The 15,826-nt window shown below is 40.3% G+C and carries 14 protein-coding genes, 1 tRNA gene and 3 riboswitches; of the genes, 9 read left to right on the top strand and 6 right to left on the bottom strand.

What is annotated here, in order from left to right; translation table 11 throughout:
* The first annotated feature begins 103 nt into the window (after nucleotides 1-103).
* The gene (locus I6751_RS06105) at nucleotides 104-1,654 is read left to right on the top strand and encodes a sigma 54-interacting transcriptional regulator (protein WP_196592212.1); all 1,551 of its coding nucleotides are present in this window, start codon (nucleotides 104-106) and stop codon (nucleotides 1,652-1,654) included.
* Nucleotides 1,655-1,824: 170 nt separating this feature from the next.
* Here the strand turns inward: I6751_RS06105 and ald are convergent, their stop codons facing one another.
* Nucleotides 1,825-2,946: an alanine dehydrogenase gene (gene ald / locus I6751_RS06110; protein ID WP_182186873.1), complete on the bottom strand. Its 1,122-nt coding sequence runs from the start codon at nucleotides 2,944-2,946 to the stop codon at nucleotides 1,825-1,827.
* A gap of 315 nt (nucleotides 2,947-3,261) precedes the next feature.
* Nucleotides 3,262-4,137 (bottom strand): NAD(P)-dependent oxidoreductase, encoded by an 876-nt coding sequence (locus tag I6751_RS06115; RefSeq protein WP_330998208.1) that lies wholly within the window; start codon nucleotides 4,135-4,137, stop codon nucleotides 3,262-3,264.
* A 414-nt stretch (nucleotides 4,138-4,551) separates the two neighbouring features.
* On the opposite strand from I6751_RS06115, the gene I6751_RS06120 reads away from it, so the two are divergent.
* From I6751_RS06120 to I6751_RS06150, 7 genes are all read left to right on the top strand, one after another.
* A complete protein-coding gene (locus tag I6751_RS06120) occupies nucleotides 4,552-6,210 on the top strand; it encodes an acetolactate synthase large subunit (protein ID WP_196592214.1) in 1,659 nt (552 codons plus the stop codon).
* 108 nt (nucleotides 6,211-6,318) lie between these two features.
* A complete protein-coding gene (locus I6751_RS06125) occupies nucleotides 6,319-6,945 on the top strand; it encodes a YczE/YyaS/YitT family protein (protein ID WP_196592215.1) in 627 nt (208 codons plus the stop codon).
* A gap of 249 nt (nucleotides 6,946-7,194) precedes the next feature.
* Nucleotides 7,195-7,379, bottom strand: a riboswitch (cobalamin riboswitch).
* Nucleotides 7,380-7,493: 114 nt separating this feature from the next.
* Nucleotides 7,494-7,808 carry a thioredoxin gene (trxA, locus tag I6751_RS06130; protein ID WP_196592217.1) on the top strand — a complete coding sequence of 105 codons (315 nt, stop codon included), beginning with the start codon at nucleotides 7,494-7,496 and terminating at the stop codon, nucleotides 7,806-7,808.
* 49 nt (nucleotides 7,809-7,857) lie between these two features.
* Entirely contained in the window at nucleotides 7,858-8,478 is a 621-nt protein-coding gene (locus I6751_RS06135) for a DUF2284 domain-containing protein (RefSeq protein ID WP_196592218.1), read from the top strand.
* A 72-nt stretch (nucleotides 8,479-8,550) separates the two neighbouring features.
* Nucleotides 8,551-8,624, top strand: a tRNA-Gly gene (locus I6751_RS06140).
* Nucleotides 8,625-8,876: 252 nt separating this feature from the next.
* Nucleotides 8,877-9,410 (top strand): hypothetical protein, encoded by a 534-nt coding sequence (locus I6751_RS06145; RefSeq protein ID WP_196592219.1) that lies wholly within the window; start codon nucleotides 8,877-8,879, stop codon nucleotides 9,408-9,410.
* Complete coding sequence (locus I6751_RS06150; protein WP_196592220.1) at nucleotides 9,403-9,756, top strand: hypothetical protein; 354 nt, start codon at nucleotides 9,403-9,405, stop codon at nucleotides 9,754-9,756. Before I6751_RS06145 ends, I6751_RS06150 begins: the two co-directional genes overlap by 8 nt.
* A 160-nt stretch (nucleotides 9,757-9,916) precedes the next feature.
* Here I6751_RS06150 and I6751_RS06155 read toward each other — a convergent pair whose 3' ends face one another.
* The 4 genes from I6751_RS06155 to I6751_RS06170 form a co-directional block, all read right to left on the bottom strand.
* Nucleotides 9,917-10,825 (bottom strand): LPP20 family lipoprotein, encoded by a 909-nt coding sequence (locus I6751_RS06155; RefSeq protein WP_196592221.1) that lies wholly within the window; start codon nucleotides 10,823-10,825, stop codon nucleotides 9,917-9,919.
* Nucleotides 10,826-10,864: 39 nt separating this feature from the next.
* Nucleotides 10,865-11,911 (bottom strand): LPP20 family lipoprotein, encoded by a 1,047-nt coding sequence (locus tag I6751_RS06160; protein ID WP_196592222.1) that lies wholly within the window; start codon nucleotides 11,909-11,911, stop codon nucleotides 10,865-10,867.
* Entirely contained in the window at nucleotides 11,908-12,780 is an 873-nt protein-coding gene (locus I6751_RS06165; protein WP_196592223.1) for a CsgG/HfaB family protein, read from the bottom strand. The genes I6751_RS06160 and I6751_RS06165 overlap by 4 nt, the downstream gene beginning before the upstream one ends.
* Before the next feature lie 435 nt (nucleotides 12,781-13,215).
* Nucleotides 13,216-13,929 (bottom strand): hypothetical protein, encoded by a 714-nt coding sequence (locus I6751_RS06170; RefSeq protein ID WP_196592224.1) that lies wholly within the window; start codon nucleotides 13,927-13,929, stop codon nucleotides 13,216-13,218.
* Between the two features lie 420 nt (nucleotides 13,930-14,349).
* A riboswitch (cobalamin riboswitch) is annotated at nucleotides 14,350-14,524 on the top strand.
* A 355-nt stretch (nucleotides 14,525-14,879) separates the two neighbouring features.
* Nucleotides 14,880-15,062, top strand: a riboswitch (cobalamin riboswitch).
* A 250-nt stretch (nucleotides 15,063-15,312) separates the two neighbouring features.
* On the opposite strand from I6751_RS06170, the gene I6751_RS06175 reads away from it, so the two are divergent.
* Nucleotides 15,313-15,826, top strand: a 514-nt coding sequence (locus I6751_RS06175) for a hypothetical protein (RefSeq protein ID WP_196599020.1), incomplete at its 3' end; no start/stop codon positions are given.

Genomic DNA, 15,826 nt, shown 5'->3' on the forward strand with positions numbered 1-15,826 from the left:
GTTTTTACGGCACCATTGATAAATATTTTATAATGTGCGATTATTAATAAATAAAAATTAATAAAAAAATGGTATGATTTATTGGCAAACTGAGGTGGAAACATTGAAAATACAGATTGAAAATCAGGACAGGCATGGCCTTGTGTATGATATATCACGCATTATGTTGAAATACCATGTCAATATTATTTCGATGGAAGTCATAAAGAATATTACTTATCTGGAGCTGCCGGCGCTGCCGTTGATGAAAGAGAATGCGATTGTGGCCGATATCGGCAGACTGCCTGACATAACAGATATAAAACAGATAGCAATAATGCCGCGCAATAAACAATACCAGCAAATGAAAACGGTTTTTGACACTATTAGTGAGGGAGTTATAGCCACTGATAAATCAGGATTAATTACTTATATAAATCGAGCTGCCGCGAAGATGCTCCAGTTAAACAATACGGATAGTATTGGCGGCAATATTGATACGGTATTGCCGTTTCATTCACTGCTGAAAAAATCACTAACCTCCGGTCAGATTATTTCGCATCATGAGGTTTTTATTCCGGAGCGCAATGTTCATTATATGGTCAGCAGCCAACCAATTTTTGATGAAACACAGTCAGTTTCGGGCTGTATTGCCTTGGTACGCAGTATAGAAGCTGTACGTAAGATCTATCAAAAGCTGACAGAACAGCCAGCCGCAAGTTTTACTGATATTTTGTACAGCAGTGAAATAATGGATACGCTGGTGAAAAATGCCAGACACTATGCTAATAGTTCCTCAACTATTTTGCTGCGCGGTGAAACAGGCTGCGGTAAGGAATTGTTTGCCCGCGCCATACATAATGCGTCACTGCGGCATAATAATATTTTTTTGGCGATAAATTGTACGGCTATTCCGGAGACATTACTGGAAAGTGAATTGTTTGGCTATGAAGAAGGCAGCTTTACCGGAGCGCATAAAGGCGGTAAACTGGGATTGTTTGAACTGGCTGACGGCGGGACATTGTTTCTTGATGAAATCGGTGATATTTCATTCGCACTTCAGGCTAAATTGCTGCGGGTTTTGCAGGAACATACAGTGCGACGTGTCGGGGCAGTGAGCGAAATACCGATAGATGTGCGTATAATAGCTGCAACTAACCGGGATCTTGAATACATGATGCAGACTAACTGTTTCCGCAGTGACTTATATTATCGTCTTAATGTAATTCCACTGAATCTGCCGGCACTGCGCGAACACCCTGAGGACATAGAAATTCTGGCTAAACATCTCATGAAGGTTGCGGCACAGCACATAAATCCTGATATTGAGACGATTAATGTCCAGGCACTTCAGAAACTGAGACACTATGATTTCCCGGGAAATGTCCGTGAATTGGGTAATATTATTGAAAGAGCAGTAAATATTGCCACAACAAATGAGATAATGCCGGATGATATAGTTTTTGATACTGGCAGGGCAATATCTGTAAATAAGTTGCCGACAGAGATTTTACCGGAAAATCTTGACGAGGCTGTTGCTCAGGCTGAGCGTAATATTCTTGCAAGAGCAATGAAAAAATACAAAACCTCGCGGAAATTGGGGATGGCATTAGGAGTTTCACATACCAGTATATTGCGCAAAATGAAAAAGTACGGATTGTCTTTTGGCCGGTAATAAATAAAAAGACGGGGTTGCTGCACATAACCATTTTCATTCATAAATACGCAGTATGCCGCTTTTTTGTCCGCTTTTAAAAGGGCGGGATCGCATGATGGTGGCAGATTGTGTTTTTATGAGGTCAATGCCGTTTGTGCGACAGCTCCGTTTACTTTATCAGTGTATAATTACTTTAAAAACTCCCTGCTGTCAGTGTAGGGAAGACCAAGCCCATCGGCAACACCTTTATAGGTCAGTTTTCCATCGATGGTATTCAACCCTTGCAGCAAACCTGGATCATCAAAAAATGCTTTTTTATAGCCCTTATTGGCAATGGACAGGGCATATGGTAAAGTAGCATTGGTGAGAGCCAGCGTTGATGTTCTGGCAACAGCTCCGGGAATATTGGCTACGGAATAATGAATGACGTCATACTTTTTAAAAGTGGGATTATCATGGGTAGTGCAATGATCACATGTTTCAATAGCACCACCCTGATCAATAGCAACATCGACCACAACTGAACCGGGTTTCATGGTTTTTACCATTGCTTCAGATACCAGTTTCGGTGTTTTGGAACCGGGAACTAATACGGCGCCAATCAGTAAATCAGCCCGTTTGACCCATTTTGCGATATTTAAACTGTTGGACATTTCGGTGATTATTCGTCCGGCGAAAATATCGTCAAGATAACGCAGCCGGTCTATTGATAAATCAAGTATGGTAACTCTGGCACCAAGTCCGGCGGCCATTTTAGCAGCATTAGTACCGACAATACCACCACCGACGATGACAACCTGAGCCGGACATACACCGCTGACACCACCAAGAAGTATACCGCGGCCGCCAAAACGGCTTTCCAGATAATGTGCACCTGTCTGCACAGACATTCTGCCGGCTATTTCGCTCATTGGTGAAAGCAGCGGCAGACTGTGACCATCGTGGCCAACGACTGTTTCATAAGCTATGCTGATGACTTTGTGTTTGAGCAATGCCTCGGTGAGCTTTGGGGCGGGGGCGAGATGCAGGTACGTATAGAGAATTTGTCCCGCGTGAAAATAATCGTATTCTTCAGGTAAGGGTTCCTTGACCTTTATGATCATATCGGCATTATCAAATAAAAGTTTCTTGTCGGTGATTATCTGAGCACCGGTCTGACTGTAGGATTCATCACTAAAACCACTGATAATTCCGGCCGATTTTTCTATCAGGACAGTATGTCCGGCTTTTACCAAAGCTTCGCTGCCGGCTGGTGTCAGACCAACGCGGTTTTCGTTATTCTTGATTTCCTTGATTACACTTACTATCATAATATGACCCCCTTCAAATTTATAAAGCCGATTAATTATCAGAGCAAACCGTGTGCCAATTTTTTATGGGAGTATTGAGAAATTAAGTATAACAGAGAAAAAATAAACTATTTAATTATTAACTTACTTAATAATTAAAATATTATATGATTTATTAAGAAAAACATTGGTTTATTTACAAATGAGCGATAAGCATCATGGATGTTTATTTATTACATGGCATAAAAATGTTACAAAACCGGAACATTTTTATGCCATATGGAACGATAATATTACAAAAGACAATTTGCAGCATTGCCATATGGCCGGCAAATGTTAAAAATTATCTTTATAATATTTAATTAAACATTGTGTGCCCTCTTGTTCCAGACCCTTAGCAGCAAGATTTTCAGCTTGCTGTAATACCTGTTTTAAGATTGGCATATTAAGGCCGCAGGAGTCTCCTGCCTGTACGCCGATTTTCATGTCTTTGATAAAATGTTTAAGCATAAATCCCGGTTGATAATTTCCTTTTAAAGCATTGACGGCAACATGGCTCATTTGGAAGCTGCCGGCAGCACCCTGTGAAATGGCATCAAAGACTTTTTGTACATCAAGTCCGGCTGCTTTGGCGTAGGAAAGCGCTTCACATGCCCCGGCTAAGGCACCGGCAATGGCAATCTGATTACAAGCTTTTGTTTTTTGACCGGCTCCGGCAGTCCCTTCATATACAATATTGGTCCCCATTTTTAAAAGTAATGGTTTAACAGCGGTGAAAGCATCGGTATCGCCACCAACCAAAATGGAAAGAGAGGCATTTTGGGCACCGCTGTCGCCACCGGTTACAGGAGCATCAAGCGCAAAGATGCCCTTGTCTTTTGCCATCCGGTATATTTTTTGTGCAAGCTGTGGAGAGGACGTAGTCATATCAATGAGATAAGCACCTTCAGATGCGTTGTCCAGAACACCGTTTTTACCGAGATATATTTCTTCAACATCCTTGGGATAGCCTACGATGCTTATGATAACATCCTGCCCTTTGGCACATTGTCCCGGAGTGTTACACCATACGGCGCCTTTTTGCAGTAAACTGTCAGCTTTGGCTTTGGTCCTGTTGTAAACACTGACTTCATAGCCTGCATTGAGCAGGTGTCCGGCCATGGCACTGCCCATTATACCGGTTCCAATAAATCCAATCTTTTTCATATGCATTCCTCCTGACATAATGGATAAGCTTTTTATTTTATTATAACATGGGCAGGAGAAACTATCGGTATGCCGGCAAAATAAATTATGCAATACATTATCACTTTTGCGCGGTTCCCCGTCCTTTTGAGGGCGGACAAAAGGTAAGATCGTTTGCATGCTGCCGGCTAGAGTGTTGATTGGCTGTTTTTAACGTCTGAGTATCGATGATTTGCCACGATGACAGCTGATAACCGCAGAGCAGAAAGTCAAAAACTTATGTTTGCTCATAGTATATATTTTTATCTGCCGCCTAAGTATAGATAAATTATTTCATTATTACAGCATATTTACAAATTTTTGTTGATAAATTTTATTAAAATAGCTATTATTGAATATGTGGTTACATTAAATTTTTTAGGAGGATTTGCTTAAACCATCATGAATGAGAAAAGTAAGCGTTGTACTGCCGATTTGCTGGTAGAATGTTTGGAAGAGGAGGGTGTAAAGTACATTTTTGGCATCCCCGGGGAAGAAAATCTGGCAATAATGAATGCACTGGAAAATTCAAAAATACAATTTATTCCTACTCGGCATGAACAAGGTGCTGCTTTTATGGCTGATGTTTATGGTCGTCTTACCGGTAAGGCTGGCGTCTGCCTGGCTACGCTCGGCCCTGGTGCCACCAATCTGGTAACCGGTGTAGCTGACGCTGACAGCGACGGGGCACCGTTGGTCGCGATAACCGGACAGGTTGGAACAGACCGCATGCATATTACATCACATCAATTTCTTGATTTGACTAAAATGTTTGAACCGATAACGCGCCGCACCAAGATGGTTGTGCGTCCGGATACAATAAATGAAATAGTGCGGCTGGCGTTTAAATATGCTGAACGGGAAAAACCGGGCGCTTGTCATATTGATCTGCCGGTAAATATCGGATTGATGCCTATTGCGGATAAAGAACGTCCATTGCAAAAGCAGTATCCGGTCAGTGAATATGCTTCAGTTCATACTATTGATGAGGCAGCCGAGTTGATTTCATATGCTAAAAATCCGGTTATTTTAGCGGGCAGCGGAGTAATTCGCTCACATGCTTCAAAAGAATTAACAGCTTTTGCCGAAAAGTTAAAGATACCGGTGATAAATACGATGATGGCCAAAGGTGCTATTCCATTTGATAATAAGTATTCCATGTGGACGATTGGCATACCATTTCCTGATTATCAAAATAAGATACTGGAAAAAGCCAGTTTGGTAATCGCAGTTGGCTATGATATTATAGAATATGCTCCATCCAAATGGAACAAGAACGGCGATGTTGATATAATCCATATAGATGCATCGGCAGCCGATATAAATAAATTGTACCAGGCTAATGTAGAAGTAGTGGGAGACATTCCTGATGCCCTGAAGCGGATAATGCAACGGGCGGCACGGCTGCAGGAACCAAAAGAGGCTTTGATACTGCGGGAAAAGATGGTCAGCGAACATGAAAGCTATGCTTATGATCAGTCATTCCCGATGAAACCACAGCGTATTTTAAATGATGTCCGCAAAGTCATGGGACCTGATGATATCGTAATTTCCGATGTGGGAGCTAATAAAGTCTGGATAGCGCGCCATTACAACTGCTATAAACCTAACACCTGTATCATTTCTAATGGATTTGCCACAATGGGAATTGCAGTTCCAGGGGCAGTAGCAGCCAAATTGGTGCATCCGGATAAAAGGGTGCTGGCAATAACCGGGGATGGTGGTTTCATGATGAACTGCCAGGAATTTGAAACAGCCATGCGGCTTGGAACCAATTTTGTGACCTTGATTTTCAACGATTGCAGTTATGGGTTGATAAAATGGAAACAACAGGCTCAATATAATCATACTTACGGAGTTGATTTCACCAATCCGGATTTTGTTAAGTTTGCAGAAAGCATGCATGCTGTGGGGTTTAGGATAAAGAAAGCGGAAGAACTTATTCCCACCTTGGAGAAAGCCTTTAAACTTGATGCGCCGGTAATTATCGACTGCCGTGTGGATTACAGTGAAAATATGAAGCTTACAGAACATCTGCAGCAGGTCATGAATGAACTTTAAATAAAAAAGTCGGGAAAATTACGAACCCCAGCTGAGTAGAGCTGGGGTTCGTAATATCTGGCAATATATAAGTATATTTTAATACGGTGGGGGGTGAATGATGCAGTAATGAAAATAATCAAAAATTATCTAACTTTTATCATCGGTTTGTTTTTTATGGCTCTGGGAATTGATTTGATAATAAAAAGTTCACTGGGAACTTCGCCAATATCCAGTCTGCCATATGTGATCAGTACTAATGTTCCTTTTAGTCTGGGAGAAGTTACTTTTGTTGTAAATATGTTTTTCCTTTTTCTGCAATGGGTGATATTACGTGACCGTCTTGGAAAAATGCAGATTTTGCAGATACCGATGACGCTTATTTTTGCCATGTTCATCGATAATGCCATGCAGCTGCTGGAACAGATACCCGTTCCTGATATATATATGCTTTATCTGATGGTCCTTTTATTGGGATGTTTGTCGATGGGGATTGGCATTACCTGTGAAATACTTGGCAGAGTCGTCATGCTGCCGGGAGAGGGAATAGTAAATGCCATTGCCATTAATTGGCATCTGGACTTTGGCAGGACAAAGGTGGTCTTTGACTGTTTTTTGGTTTTGACAGCCAGTTTGCTGTCCCTTGTCTGCTCACAAACTATTGTCGGAATTCGTGAAGGCACGATCATATCGGCCTTGCTTACCGGAATGATAGTAAAGTTTATCTTATCAACAATTATGCGATTACAAAAATAAAACGGCAGTATTTGGGAATAAAAACAAAAAAACCTTGCGAATGCAAGGTCCTGCTACTGCAGTGTTTAAGAGGAAGTAAAACTCTATGAGCATGATCCCCTTTATATTAGCTGAAGATATAAAGGGGCTGAAAAAGCAAAATAAAAACCCTCTTTAAAGCGAACGCTAAAAAGAGGGTATAAAATACCAGAATTATTTATTCAATAATCTCCTTCCCATCGCTCGCGGGTACTATACAATAAATGTATAACGGTGACTGCTGATTAGGTAGTTCTCCTGGCTTCACATCATTGCTCTACCGCTCCTTCTCAGAATATAATTCCAATGGATGACATGCGGGATTGCTCAGTGTTACAGTGGCGGGACCGCACCGGCTTATCTAATACCGGTTTCCCTATTAAGTCATTGCTGACGCCTAACCCTTCAATATTAATTTCCTTTATAATAACACCGGGAACTTTTTTTGTCAACATTGCAGAAGCTATTAAATAAATATATATTATTGTATAATGATATTAGTAAATTAAAGGAGACTGGAGGCAAAGATTATGCCGCAAATATATACACAGTACAATTTTGATATGGAGGTACTGCAATCGAAAATTCCAGTGTTAGTCGACTTTTGGGCTGAATGGTGTACACCATGTCATAGATTTACACCGATAATTGAAAAAATGGAAAAAATGGCAGCAGGTGAATATAAAGTTGGCTGCGTAGACGTGGACAAGGAACAAAAACTGGTTGAACGTTATAACATAACTATCATTCCTACCATAATAGTTTTTAAAAACGGACAATCGACAGCCCAGTTGGTCGGAGCTGTATCGGAAGAAGATTTACGTCATATGATGGTGAATGACTGAGAAAAATTTATAATTGTTGCAGCTGCCGGATGACAGCTGACTGGAGAACATGATGTATAGAATTGAAACCTGTATAAAACAGGTGGTCTTGACCGATGTCCTGGGGAAATATCAGGAGAGAGAACGATTCCTCCGGTATTGTAAAGACTGTCATAAATATAATACACGTTGGTCGTGCCCGCCGCTTGACTTTGATCCTAATGAATATCTGGCACCGTATAAATACAGCTATCTTGTTGGCATTCGGATTTTTTATGATGCCGCGATTATTGCAGCAGCCAATACAAAAGAAAAGATAAGATATACTTCTTTAAAAACCACTAAGACTGTTAAAAAACAAGTAAGTGAGATATTATTAGCGGCAGAACAATATACTCCGACAGCCATTTCGTTGTCATCGGGTGGCTGTGACTTTTGCTGCAGGTGCAGCCGGATAAAAAATGAACCCTGTCGAAGACCGGAAAAAATGCGCTATTCACTTGACGCATTCGGTATAAATCTCAGTAAAATAGCAAAGAAATTCCTAAATATTGAATTATTATGGAATGCAGATACCTTGCCGCAGTATCATACACTTATTCATGCTCTGCTCACAAAAGATGAATTATCCCGGGGTGCCATGACACTTCTGCAGAGTAATCTGATGGCGCTTGCGCAAGGGAAATTTTAGAATAATTTAGCTGATTTTGCAGAAAATATTGCATCTGAAAACTTAATATGGTACACTTATTAAGTCGGTTTTGCGGGCGTAGTTCATTGGTAGAATGTGAGCTTCCCAAGCTTAAGAGGGGGGTCCGATTCCCCTCGCCCGCTCCATAGAAATTCGAGGTTTCACGGCATTTTGCTGTGAAGCCTTTTTTAGTACTTTACCCTTTGTCTATACTTTACTAAAATGTATTTTTATCCATGTTATTTATGTTATAATATCTAATGGGAAGTTGTATAGAGGTGATATGGCTTTACATAAAGTATCGGCTTTATAAAGTAAACATGAAAGATTGACAAGTAAAAACAGCTAATTACTTCGAGTGATCAACAAAAGCTTGAATTCAGGAGGGAAATGATATTATGAAAAAAAATTCCCCTTTATATATTTTTCTCATGTTCTCAATAGGTGTTGTATTTTTTACCGGAACAGCATATGGATTTGCTGCTGATAGTTCGGAAAACCGCTGGCAGGTCCTTTCTTCTCAAGATGGTGTTACAATATTTTTCGACACAGATACAATTCGTTTTGCTGATGGCAATGAAAATCAAATACGGTTTTGGCAAAAATGTGCATTCAATTCATCAGCAGCTACTAAATTTGCTGCACTATTAAATTTTTCAGATGAAAATTTACAGGTTTCTTATTTTCTTGAAGATCGTATTTTCGATATAAAAAATCATACAAAAGCTATTTATGAGTTAGATGCCTACGATGCAAATAATATATTGATTGAAACAAATCGACCGGCAATAAAAATATGGGAAACAATTACGCCGGATAGTGACAGTGATAAGATTTGTCTTGCAATTATGACCTATGCGAATTCACATAAACAGCAGCTCTTAGAAAATGAAAACATGACAGGCAGCAAAGGAGGCTCCCAAAATGAATAAGAAAATATCGTTTTTGATTATCGCTGTTATTTTGTACGGATTATCTTTTCATCAGACAGGATATGCGGCTTCTTCCACTGTAAGCTCGTCTGAACAGTTGACAACACTGACGAAACAGCTTACTTCTTTAGAAAAAACTATGACGAAACTTTCATCAACGATCGATTTAGATGAAGAGGCTGACTCTACAAGTGCTCTCACAGAGATAGCCGAATTGAAAATCAGTTTAAACAGTTTAAATTCCAGTTTGAAAACATACAAAAATGCAGAAACAAAATTAGATGCTTTAAAGTCTATGCTTACAAAATCGGGTTTAGTTTCTGCTATTTTAAAAGAGTATCTATGATCAACCTGTTGGCAAACTTAAAGAGATTAAAGGAATAGTATCATTATAATGATGCGATTACAGTATATGGAATGCAGCTATCAGGCAAAAAAAGAGATTGTCACGCGTTTCGTTAACGCATGACAATCTCCTTTTTTGCCTGGTTTGAAATAATATTAATTTACTGAATAAAGACCACTGAACCATTTCTCAAAAAATCATACTGTTGTACAGCACTGATAAGCCGGTCACCATCTTCTTTGCTGATAATTGGATTTCGATGAAAATCAGTCAAAGATACACACTTTAAAATCAATGGATTAGAACCAGCTATATTAGCGGCTTCATCATTTGGTGATTTTACATAAGAAGCCAGTCCGTTATGAATAATCTGCTGATTATTCACATTCTGTGAATTATATAATGTGCGTCCGCTGGTATCAATAATATTAGGTGTCATAGCACGTTCAAGACCCAATCCTCTGCAGTCAACGATCAATCCTGTATAAGCACCGGTAGGAAGCGGCACAACTGTACTGGAAGGTGTTGCCGCCATAGTCGCAGGAATTGTCGGACTCGTCGTTGACGGTTCCTGCACCGGATTAACAGTTGAATTAACTACTGGCACATTATTTGTTGTACCGGTATTTTCATTATTATTCTGCCAAACCGCAGAAGAAAGACTGTTTTTTCCAAACAGCGGCATACTTACCGTTACCTGATAGTTGCTGTCGTCCAATTGTTCTTCATCTACAACGCGTGCATTGCGGATAGCACCTTCAACAGCGGTTTTAATTGTATCATTCTTAACTGTTAACTGTTCGATAGTGGTATGATTTTCAACCTCTATTCCATAAATAATGCTGGCAAGATTCCGATATGCGTCCACAGTTGCTGCCCGGCGCGCTAAGGCATTGGCCTGTCCCGGTTTAATTGCATATTCGGGTGCACTTCCAACGCCGATCGCTGTAATGATATTGCTATCCCAATCCACCCCTATTGCTGAACAACTAGGTTGTGCTATAAATACAAAAAGCCCTGAAAACACAAATAAAAAAAAGAGCTCCTTCAGATATTTTACCTTACTCATAAGACAACATCATCCTCTTTCTAAACGGTTTAAATTTTGTCAATAGGTCAACTCTATCGTACTCGTCGTTATTTTTGTGATAACTGTCGAATAGCTTGGATTTTGTGAGAGCATATCGGCAAGATCATCATTTTCACCCGTAAAGTTCAGAGTGAGTACGGCGTTATTTTCATCAAAAGTTTTGATAACTACATTTTCGGCATTACAGGCATAACTAAGATAATCCTTCAGTGCGGTGAGCTGATGATAATCTTTTACATTATGGACCGTAATCGTATAACTTTTTTGTGCGTTAACAGCAACATTGCGCAAAACCGAGACGATTGCCTCCGCAGCTTTATTACTAGCTACACATTTGGCAGTTGTCTCAGCATTTTGTTTGGAAATGTCGATGCTGCTCCCCAGATATTCTCCAGTCAGCAGGCTTTCGCCCGTGTCGCAACGAGTAACCTTGATACTTAACACTGCCTGATTAGTATAAAGCGGGATATCTGTCGACAAATTCATCGGCATGGCTCTTGATGTAAGCGTTCCGCTGATCGTGTAATCAAATGGTCCTACACTAATGTCATTGGCAGGAAAAATATGAGCAAAACCGGCATCTGTAAGATGATTGGTTATATTTGCCTCAACAGTTTGGTCATTTTTTACACCATACAGTGCTGATCGATTTCCCGCTGCATTGACATTCAAGCCAATTATCAAGTCACTTATCCCCAGATGCTCTGTCGATCGGGCAGCCTGTGGTGAGGCCGGACCTTCACCGGGAGCGACATTTGCTTCGACTTCAACATTGTATACAGTGCCATCAAAATGACTATCCAAAACCGTGTAGCTTTCTATATGCCCGTTCGTATAAGAATGAATATTATCACGATCAATCATGCTGTTAGTCAGGTAAGAATTGGATTCCACATCTATACCTTGCGCATTTTCTAATATTTTACGGAACGCATCCTGAATTGCTGCACGTTCTGTAGGGCCGGAACCTAAGGCACTATACGATTTCTGTTCTGCCGATAACGGTGATGAGCAGGTTACCATAAACAATATAAAAATTAACCATACGCGTAAAAATATTTTCATGATGCTGTCGCCACATTACCGATTTGTAAGTTATTGCTGCTGCCGGCTATAACTTTACCATAGGCAAAATCGTCATTAACACGTTCGATCTGAATTTTGCATATCACTTTTTGCTGATATCCCAAAGATTTTCCCGTTTCAGGATCTCGAATCACAACTCCATCCTGTACAATAGAAAAAATTTCATCTACACTGACATTCTTGTTGCGCCCGCCATCAATATAAACGGTATCTCCGTCTACAAAAGCAACATGGGTCGTATCTGTATGTCTGGCCATCTTTTGTTGGATCAATTGACTGATATCATGGGAAATATCTCGTAAAGCATTTCCGGCCGCATCCGACGGAGTGATCCATACACGCCGGCCATCTTGCTTAATCAGAATCTTCGGAACTTCCTTGCTATTAGTATCGGCAAGGACAATTTGACCGGTTGTCGTATCAATTAACTTCCATGATACGTTGAATCTGGTCGCCGGATATTTAACTCCCTTTCTCGGCAATACATTTTGCGGACTAAAAACACCGCCGGTCAAAAGATAATCAACGCCATGAACTTTTCCCATCTGTATCGCTGTGTTTTTGGCAATGACACCGGTTTTCCCAAGTCCCTGTTCATCCAGAATATCTTTGATATTACCACGGTCAACCAAACAAATAGCTGAGTCTCCGGACAAATCAGCCATAAGCTGATTTGTCAACAGCGATCCCAATTCACGCGGACCGGCAATGCTCTTAAACGGTAAAACGCTCAAAGATTCTTGAGCTTCCACCCGGGCAAATGGGAATACAAGCATTAAAAACATCATCAAAGAAAAAAACAGATATTTGAGATTAATTTGTAAAAAAGAACTATTTTTAAATAACACAAAGCAGGACCCCTTTTTAAAATAATTCCCTTGAATTCTCTTAATTAGCATCCTGCTAAAAACGTACTTTCTTATTAAATTATTGGATATAGTATATAATAAAATTCAACACTTGTAAAGTATAAAAAGTATGGTAATTCAGGGGAAATTATGACATCCGGGATAAGACTTTGAGTCGCTGTCCGGACACTGCTGCAGACGTGCAGCCGCCCCAGCTACAATCATACTAAGCTTGTACACCGTTCAAGCAGTTATAAAACAATCTTACAGGTCAATAATTGTGTGCAGCTATAGTGTATCGCTTTTGGGGTATTTTGAATTAATATTTAGTGACCCTTTATCGGGGACGTATACTTCATTATCAGCTTAGCTGCATTTAAAGTTTTTTGCCATAATGTTGATTTACCATAACAGTCTGATTTCATATGAGAGCTATTACAAAAATAATCTTATATTTTTCATAAATATATTGAGATTTCGATCATAAATTTGAATATAGAAATTACCCGTTTTGGACGGTATTGCAAAATAAGATTGTCCAATGATGCCTTTTTCTGACTTGACCGTCACCAGATAGGAAGCTCCGGTCGCAACATAGCCGGATTCATTCGTGACACTTGTACCGGCTGCCAATGGAGCTAATTTATAAGTTTTATCAAAAGTTCCCGACACAGTGTAGGATGGTTCCTGATAGTTTTCCAAACTGGAATTTTGATAAATAACCTGTAATTTTGCTAAAGGGACAGGAACCATTAATGGTTCCGGCTCATCTGTGGTAATAGAAACGGATGATTCGGCAGATACATAGTTCCCATAGGTGTCTGTCATATAAACATTATAGACACCACCGTTCATTTCACTAAAGGAAATATTTCCCTGCGCATCTGTTGTACCAGATACCATTTCTCCATTACTCGGGTTTTTGAAATAGATATCTAGATTTGTGATAGGTGTATTATGGTCATATGCACATACCACATGAAAAGTAGCCTTTTTTTCGGCAGTTGCAGAGTTATCAGTTGTGCTGCCGGAGGATGTAGTGGTCAATGCCGATGAATCGGCGTCAGCAGTTGATGCAGCGGCGAGAGCTATGCTGCTTACTAAAAAACTCATAAATACACAAATCAGGAAAAGAATTTTTCTTTTCATCCGTATCACCTTTTTTTATGATTAGTATAACATTACTTTTTAATAATGGAAATGCTTTTGAATCTATTATTCGGATATAGAAGATTTTGCGGAATTCAATTGGACCAAATTGCAAAGCGGATATATTTTAAAACAATTCATTTATGTTGAAACACTGACTTAATAATTCGTTCAAAAATCAAATGAGCTATCAATGACATTGGGAAAATTGATGAGATGCAAAGATTGATATGCTTGGATATAGTGGTTTTGGAATGCAGAAGATATGCCGCACCGCTTGTCTTTATTATAGTTGATATTTTAAAATGTTCGATGAAAAGCTAAAAACTGATAAAATTATAGTTGACAAATCTGTAAAACGGCATTATCGTAATAAGTGAAAACTATTATTTATTAAATTAAGATAATATTAACAATTAGATAATTTTTATGAAATCAGGTATCCATTATCTGGATGGATTCAATAGGGAAGTCCGGTGCAAGTCCGGCGCTGTCTCGCAACTGTGAAGGAGAGCTGTATTTTTGTTTCCCTCTTACCAAGGAAAAATGCAGCAATGAACCTAAGTCAGGGTACTGCCTGGTTTTTATATCCGTATATAGCCTGCGATGTACAGGTCTGGGATTGAGAACATTTGCAGGTATATGCACGATTTATGTGGTGCATTTGACTGCAGATTTTTAGGTGAGCTGTTTTTGGGAACAGCTTTCGTTCTTGACCCGGCAAAAGCAGGCGGCTTTTAGAAAATAAAGCGTCGGTAATTCCGCTGGTCGGGATAACTGGCGCTTTTGTTTTATCATATATCGATACATTCTGTAAAATGCTTTATCTGCCCTTAGAAATTAAGAGCGGATAAAGGGCAAACTGACAGTTATGCAGGCATCTCGTTCTTTGTCCGCCCTTAAAAGGGCGGAGAATCGCGCGCAATGTGGTGATGGGCTGCATAAATAAAACTTAATAAATCGGAACAGGTGCCCTTCGGGGCTTAATAGGGAAGTTTGGTGCAAAGCCAACACGGTCCCGCCACTGTAACGGAGAGTAAATCCGCAGACAACGTCACTGGAGCAATGCTTTGGGAAGGCGCGGATAAACGATGACCCGGAGTCAGGAGAACTGCCTGTTGTACAATCACCGCTTGACCTGCGAGGTATGGGGAGGAGATTACACATCCGGGCTTTTTTGGCCTGTCTGTGTAGTGCGCTCCCGTAAGGGAGTTTTTTTATTGTCCTTTTAAACAGTCTGTTGTCTGCACGGACAAAAACTGCCGGTGCAGTTAAATACAGTAAGCCAGATAAGGGAGGTGCAGCGTCTCAAATGACGCAGGACAGTGAGGCTGTCCTGCCGGGGTATAAAGGCCAATTTTGTTTAAGGAGGTTTAATTAATCATGTCAAATTCAGTGGTAGTGGCGACATTTTATAATTTCAGTGCTGCGGCCGGTCGTCTTAAATTGATTTCTTCTTCGGGGTCAACACCGACTGTTACGGGAGGACTCCCAAGTGATATTTCTAATACCGATCCTATCGCCTTTTATTTTAACGGCGGCAATGGTACCGGCCTCAGGATATTGCTGGTAAAAAGAAATTATGACAAAAATTATAAGCAAACTTTTTGTACGCTTTCCGTGTATGATCCCAGCAGTTGGACAAAAACAGTCGCGGAAAATTCGTCGGCTTATAAATACAGTGATGGTGCTCCGCTGCTTAATATTTACAGTATCAATTCACCGGGCGGGGCTGACGCCGGCACGCTTTATGGTGCTGATTACACCGGTACGGAAAATGACAATGGGCGCATATTTAAGCTTATCCATGGTAAGACCGGCAGTACGGAAACCTTGACACTGGACAGCCACGATTATCAGTTTGTACCGACGGGGTCGGGTGCCACGGCACACAGCG

The organism is Pectinatus frisingensis, assembly GCF_015732285.1.
GTDB lineage: Bacteria > Bacillota > Negativicutes > Selenomonadales > Selenomonadaceae > Pectinatus > Pectinatus frisingensis.

Bases quoted from the DNA above. Each gene is read 5' to 3' on its own strand.
- ald (WP_182186873.1), bottom strand. From the start codon at position 2,946: ATGATAGTAAGTGTAATCAAGGAAATCAAGAATAACGAAAACCGCGTT.
- I6751_RS06115 (WP_330998208.1), bottom strand. From the start codon at position 4,137: ATGCATATGAAAAAGATTGGATTTATTGGAACCGGTATAATGGGCAGT.
- I6751_RS06120 (WP_196592214.1), top strand. From the start codon at position 4,552: ATGAATGAGAAAAGTAAGCGTTGTACTGCCGATTTGCTGGTAGAATGT.
- I6751_RS06125 (WP_196592215.1), top strand. From the start codon at position 6,319: ATGAAAATAATCAAAAATTATCTAACTTTTATCATCGGTTTGTTTTTT.
- trxA (WP_196592217.1), top strand. From the start codon at position 7,494: ATGCCGCAAATATATACACAGTACAATTTTGATATGGAGGTACTGCAA.
- I6751_RS06135 (WP_196592218.1), top strand. From the start codon at position 7,858: ATGATGTATAGAATTGAAACCTGTATAAAACAGGTGGTCTTGACCGAT.
- I6751_RS06145 (WP_196592219.1), top strand. From the start codon at position 8,877: ATGAAAAAAAATTCCCCTTTATATATTTTTCTCATGTTCTCAATAGGT.
- I6751_RS06150 (WP_196592220.1), top strand. From the start codon at position 9,403: ATGAATAAGAAAATATCGTTTTTGATTATCGCTGTTATTTTGTACGGA.
- I6751_RS06155 (WP_196592221.1), bottom strand. From the start codon at position 10,825: ATGAGTAAGGTAAAATATCTGAAGGAGCTCTTTTTTTTATTTGTGTTT.
- I6751_RS06160 (WP_196592222.1), bottom strand. From the start codon at position 11,911: ATGAAAATATTTTTACGCGTATGGTTAATTTTTATATTGTTTATGGTA.
- I6751_RS06170 (WP_196592224.1), bottom strand. From the start codon at position 13,929: ATGAAAAGAAAAATTCTTTTCCTGATTTGTGTATTTATGAGTTTTTTA.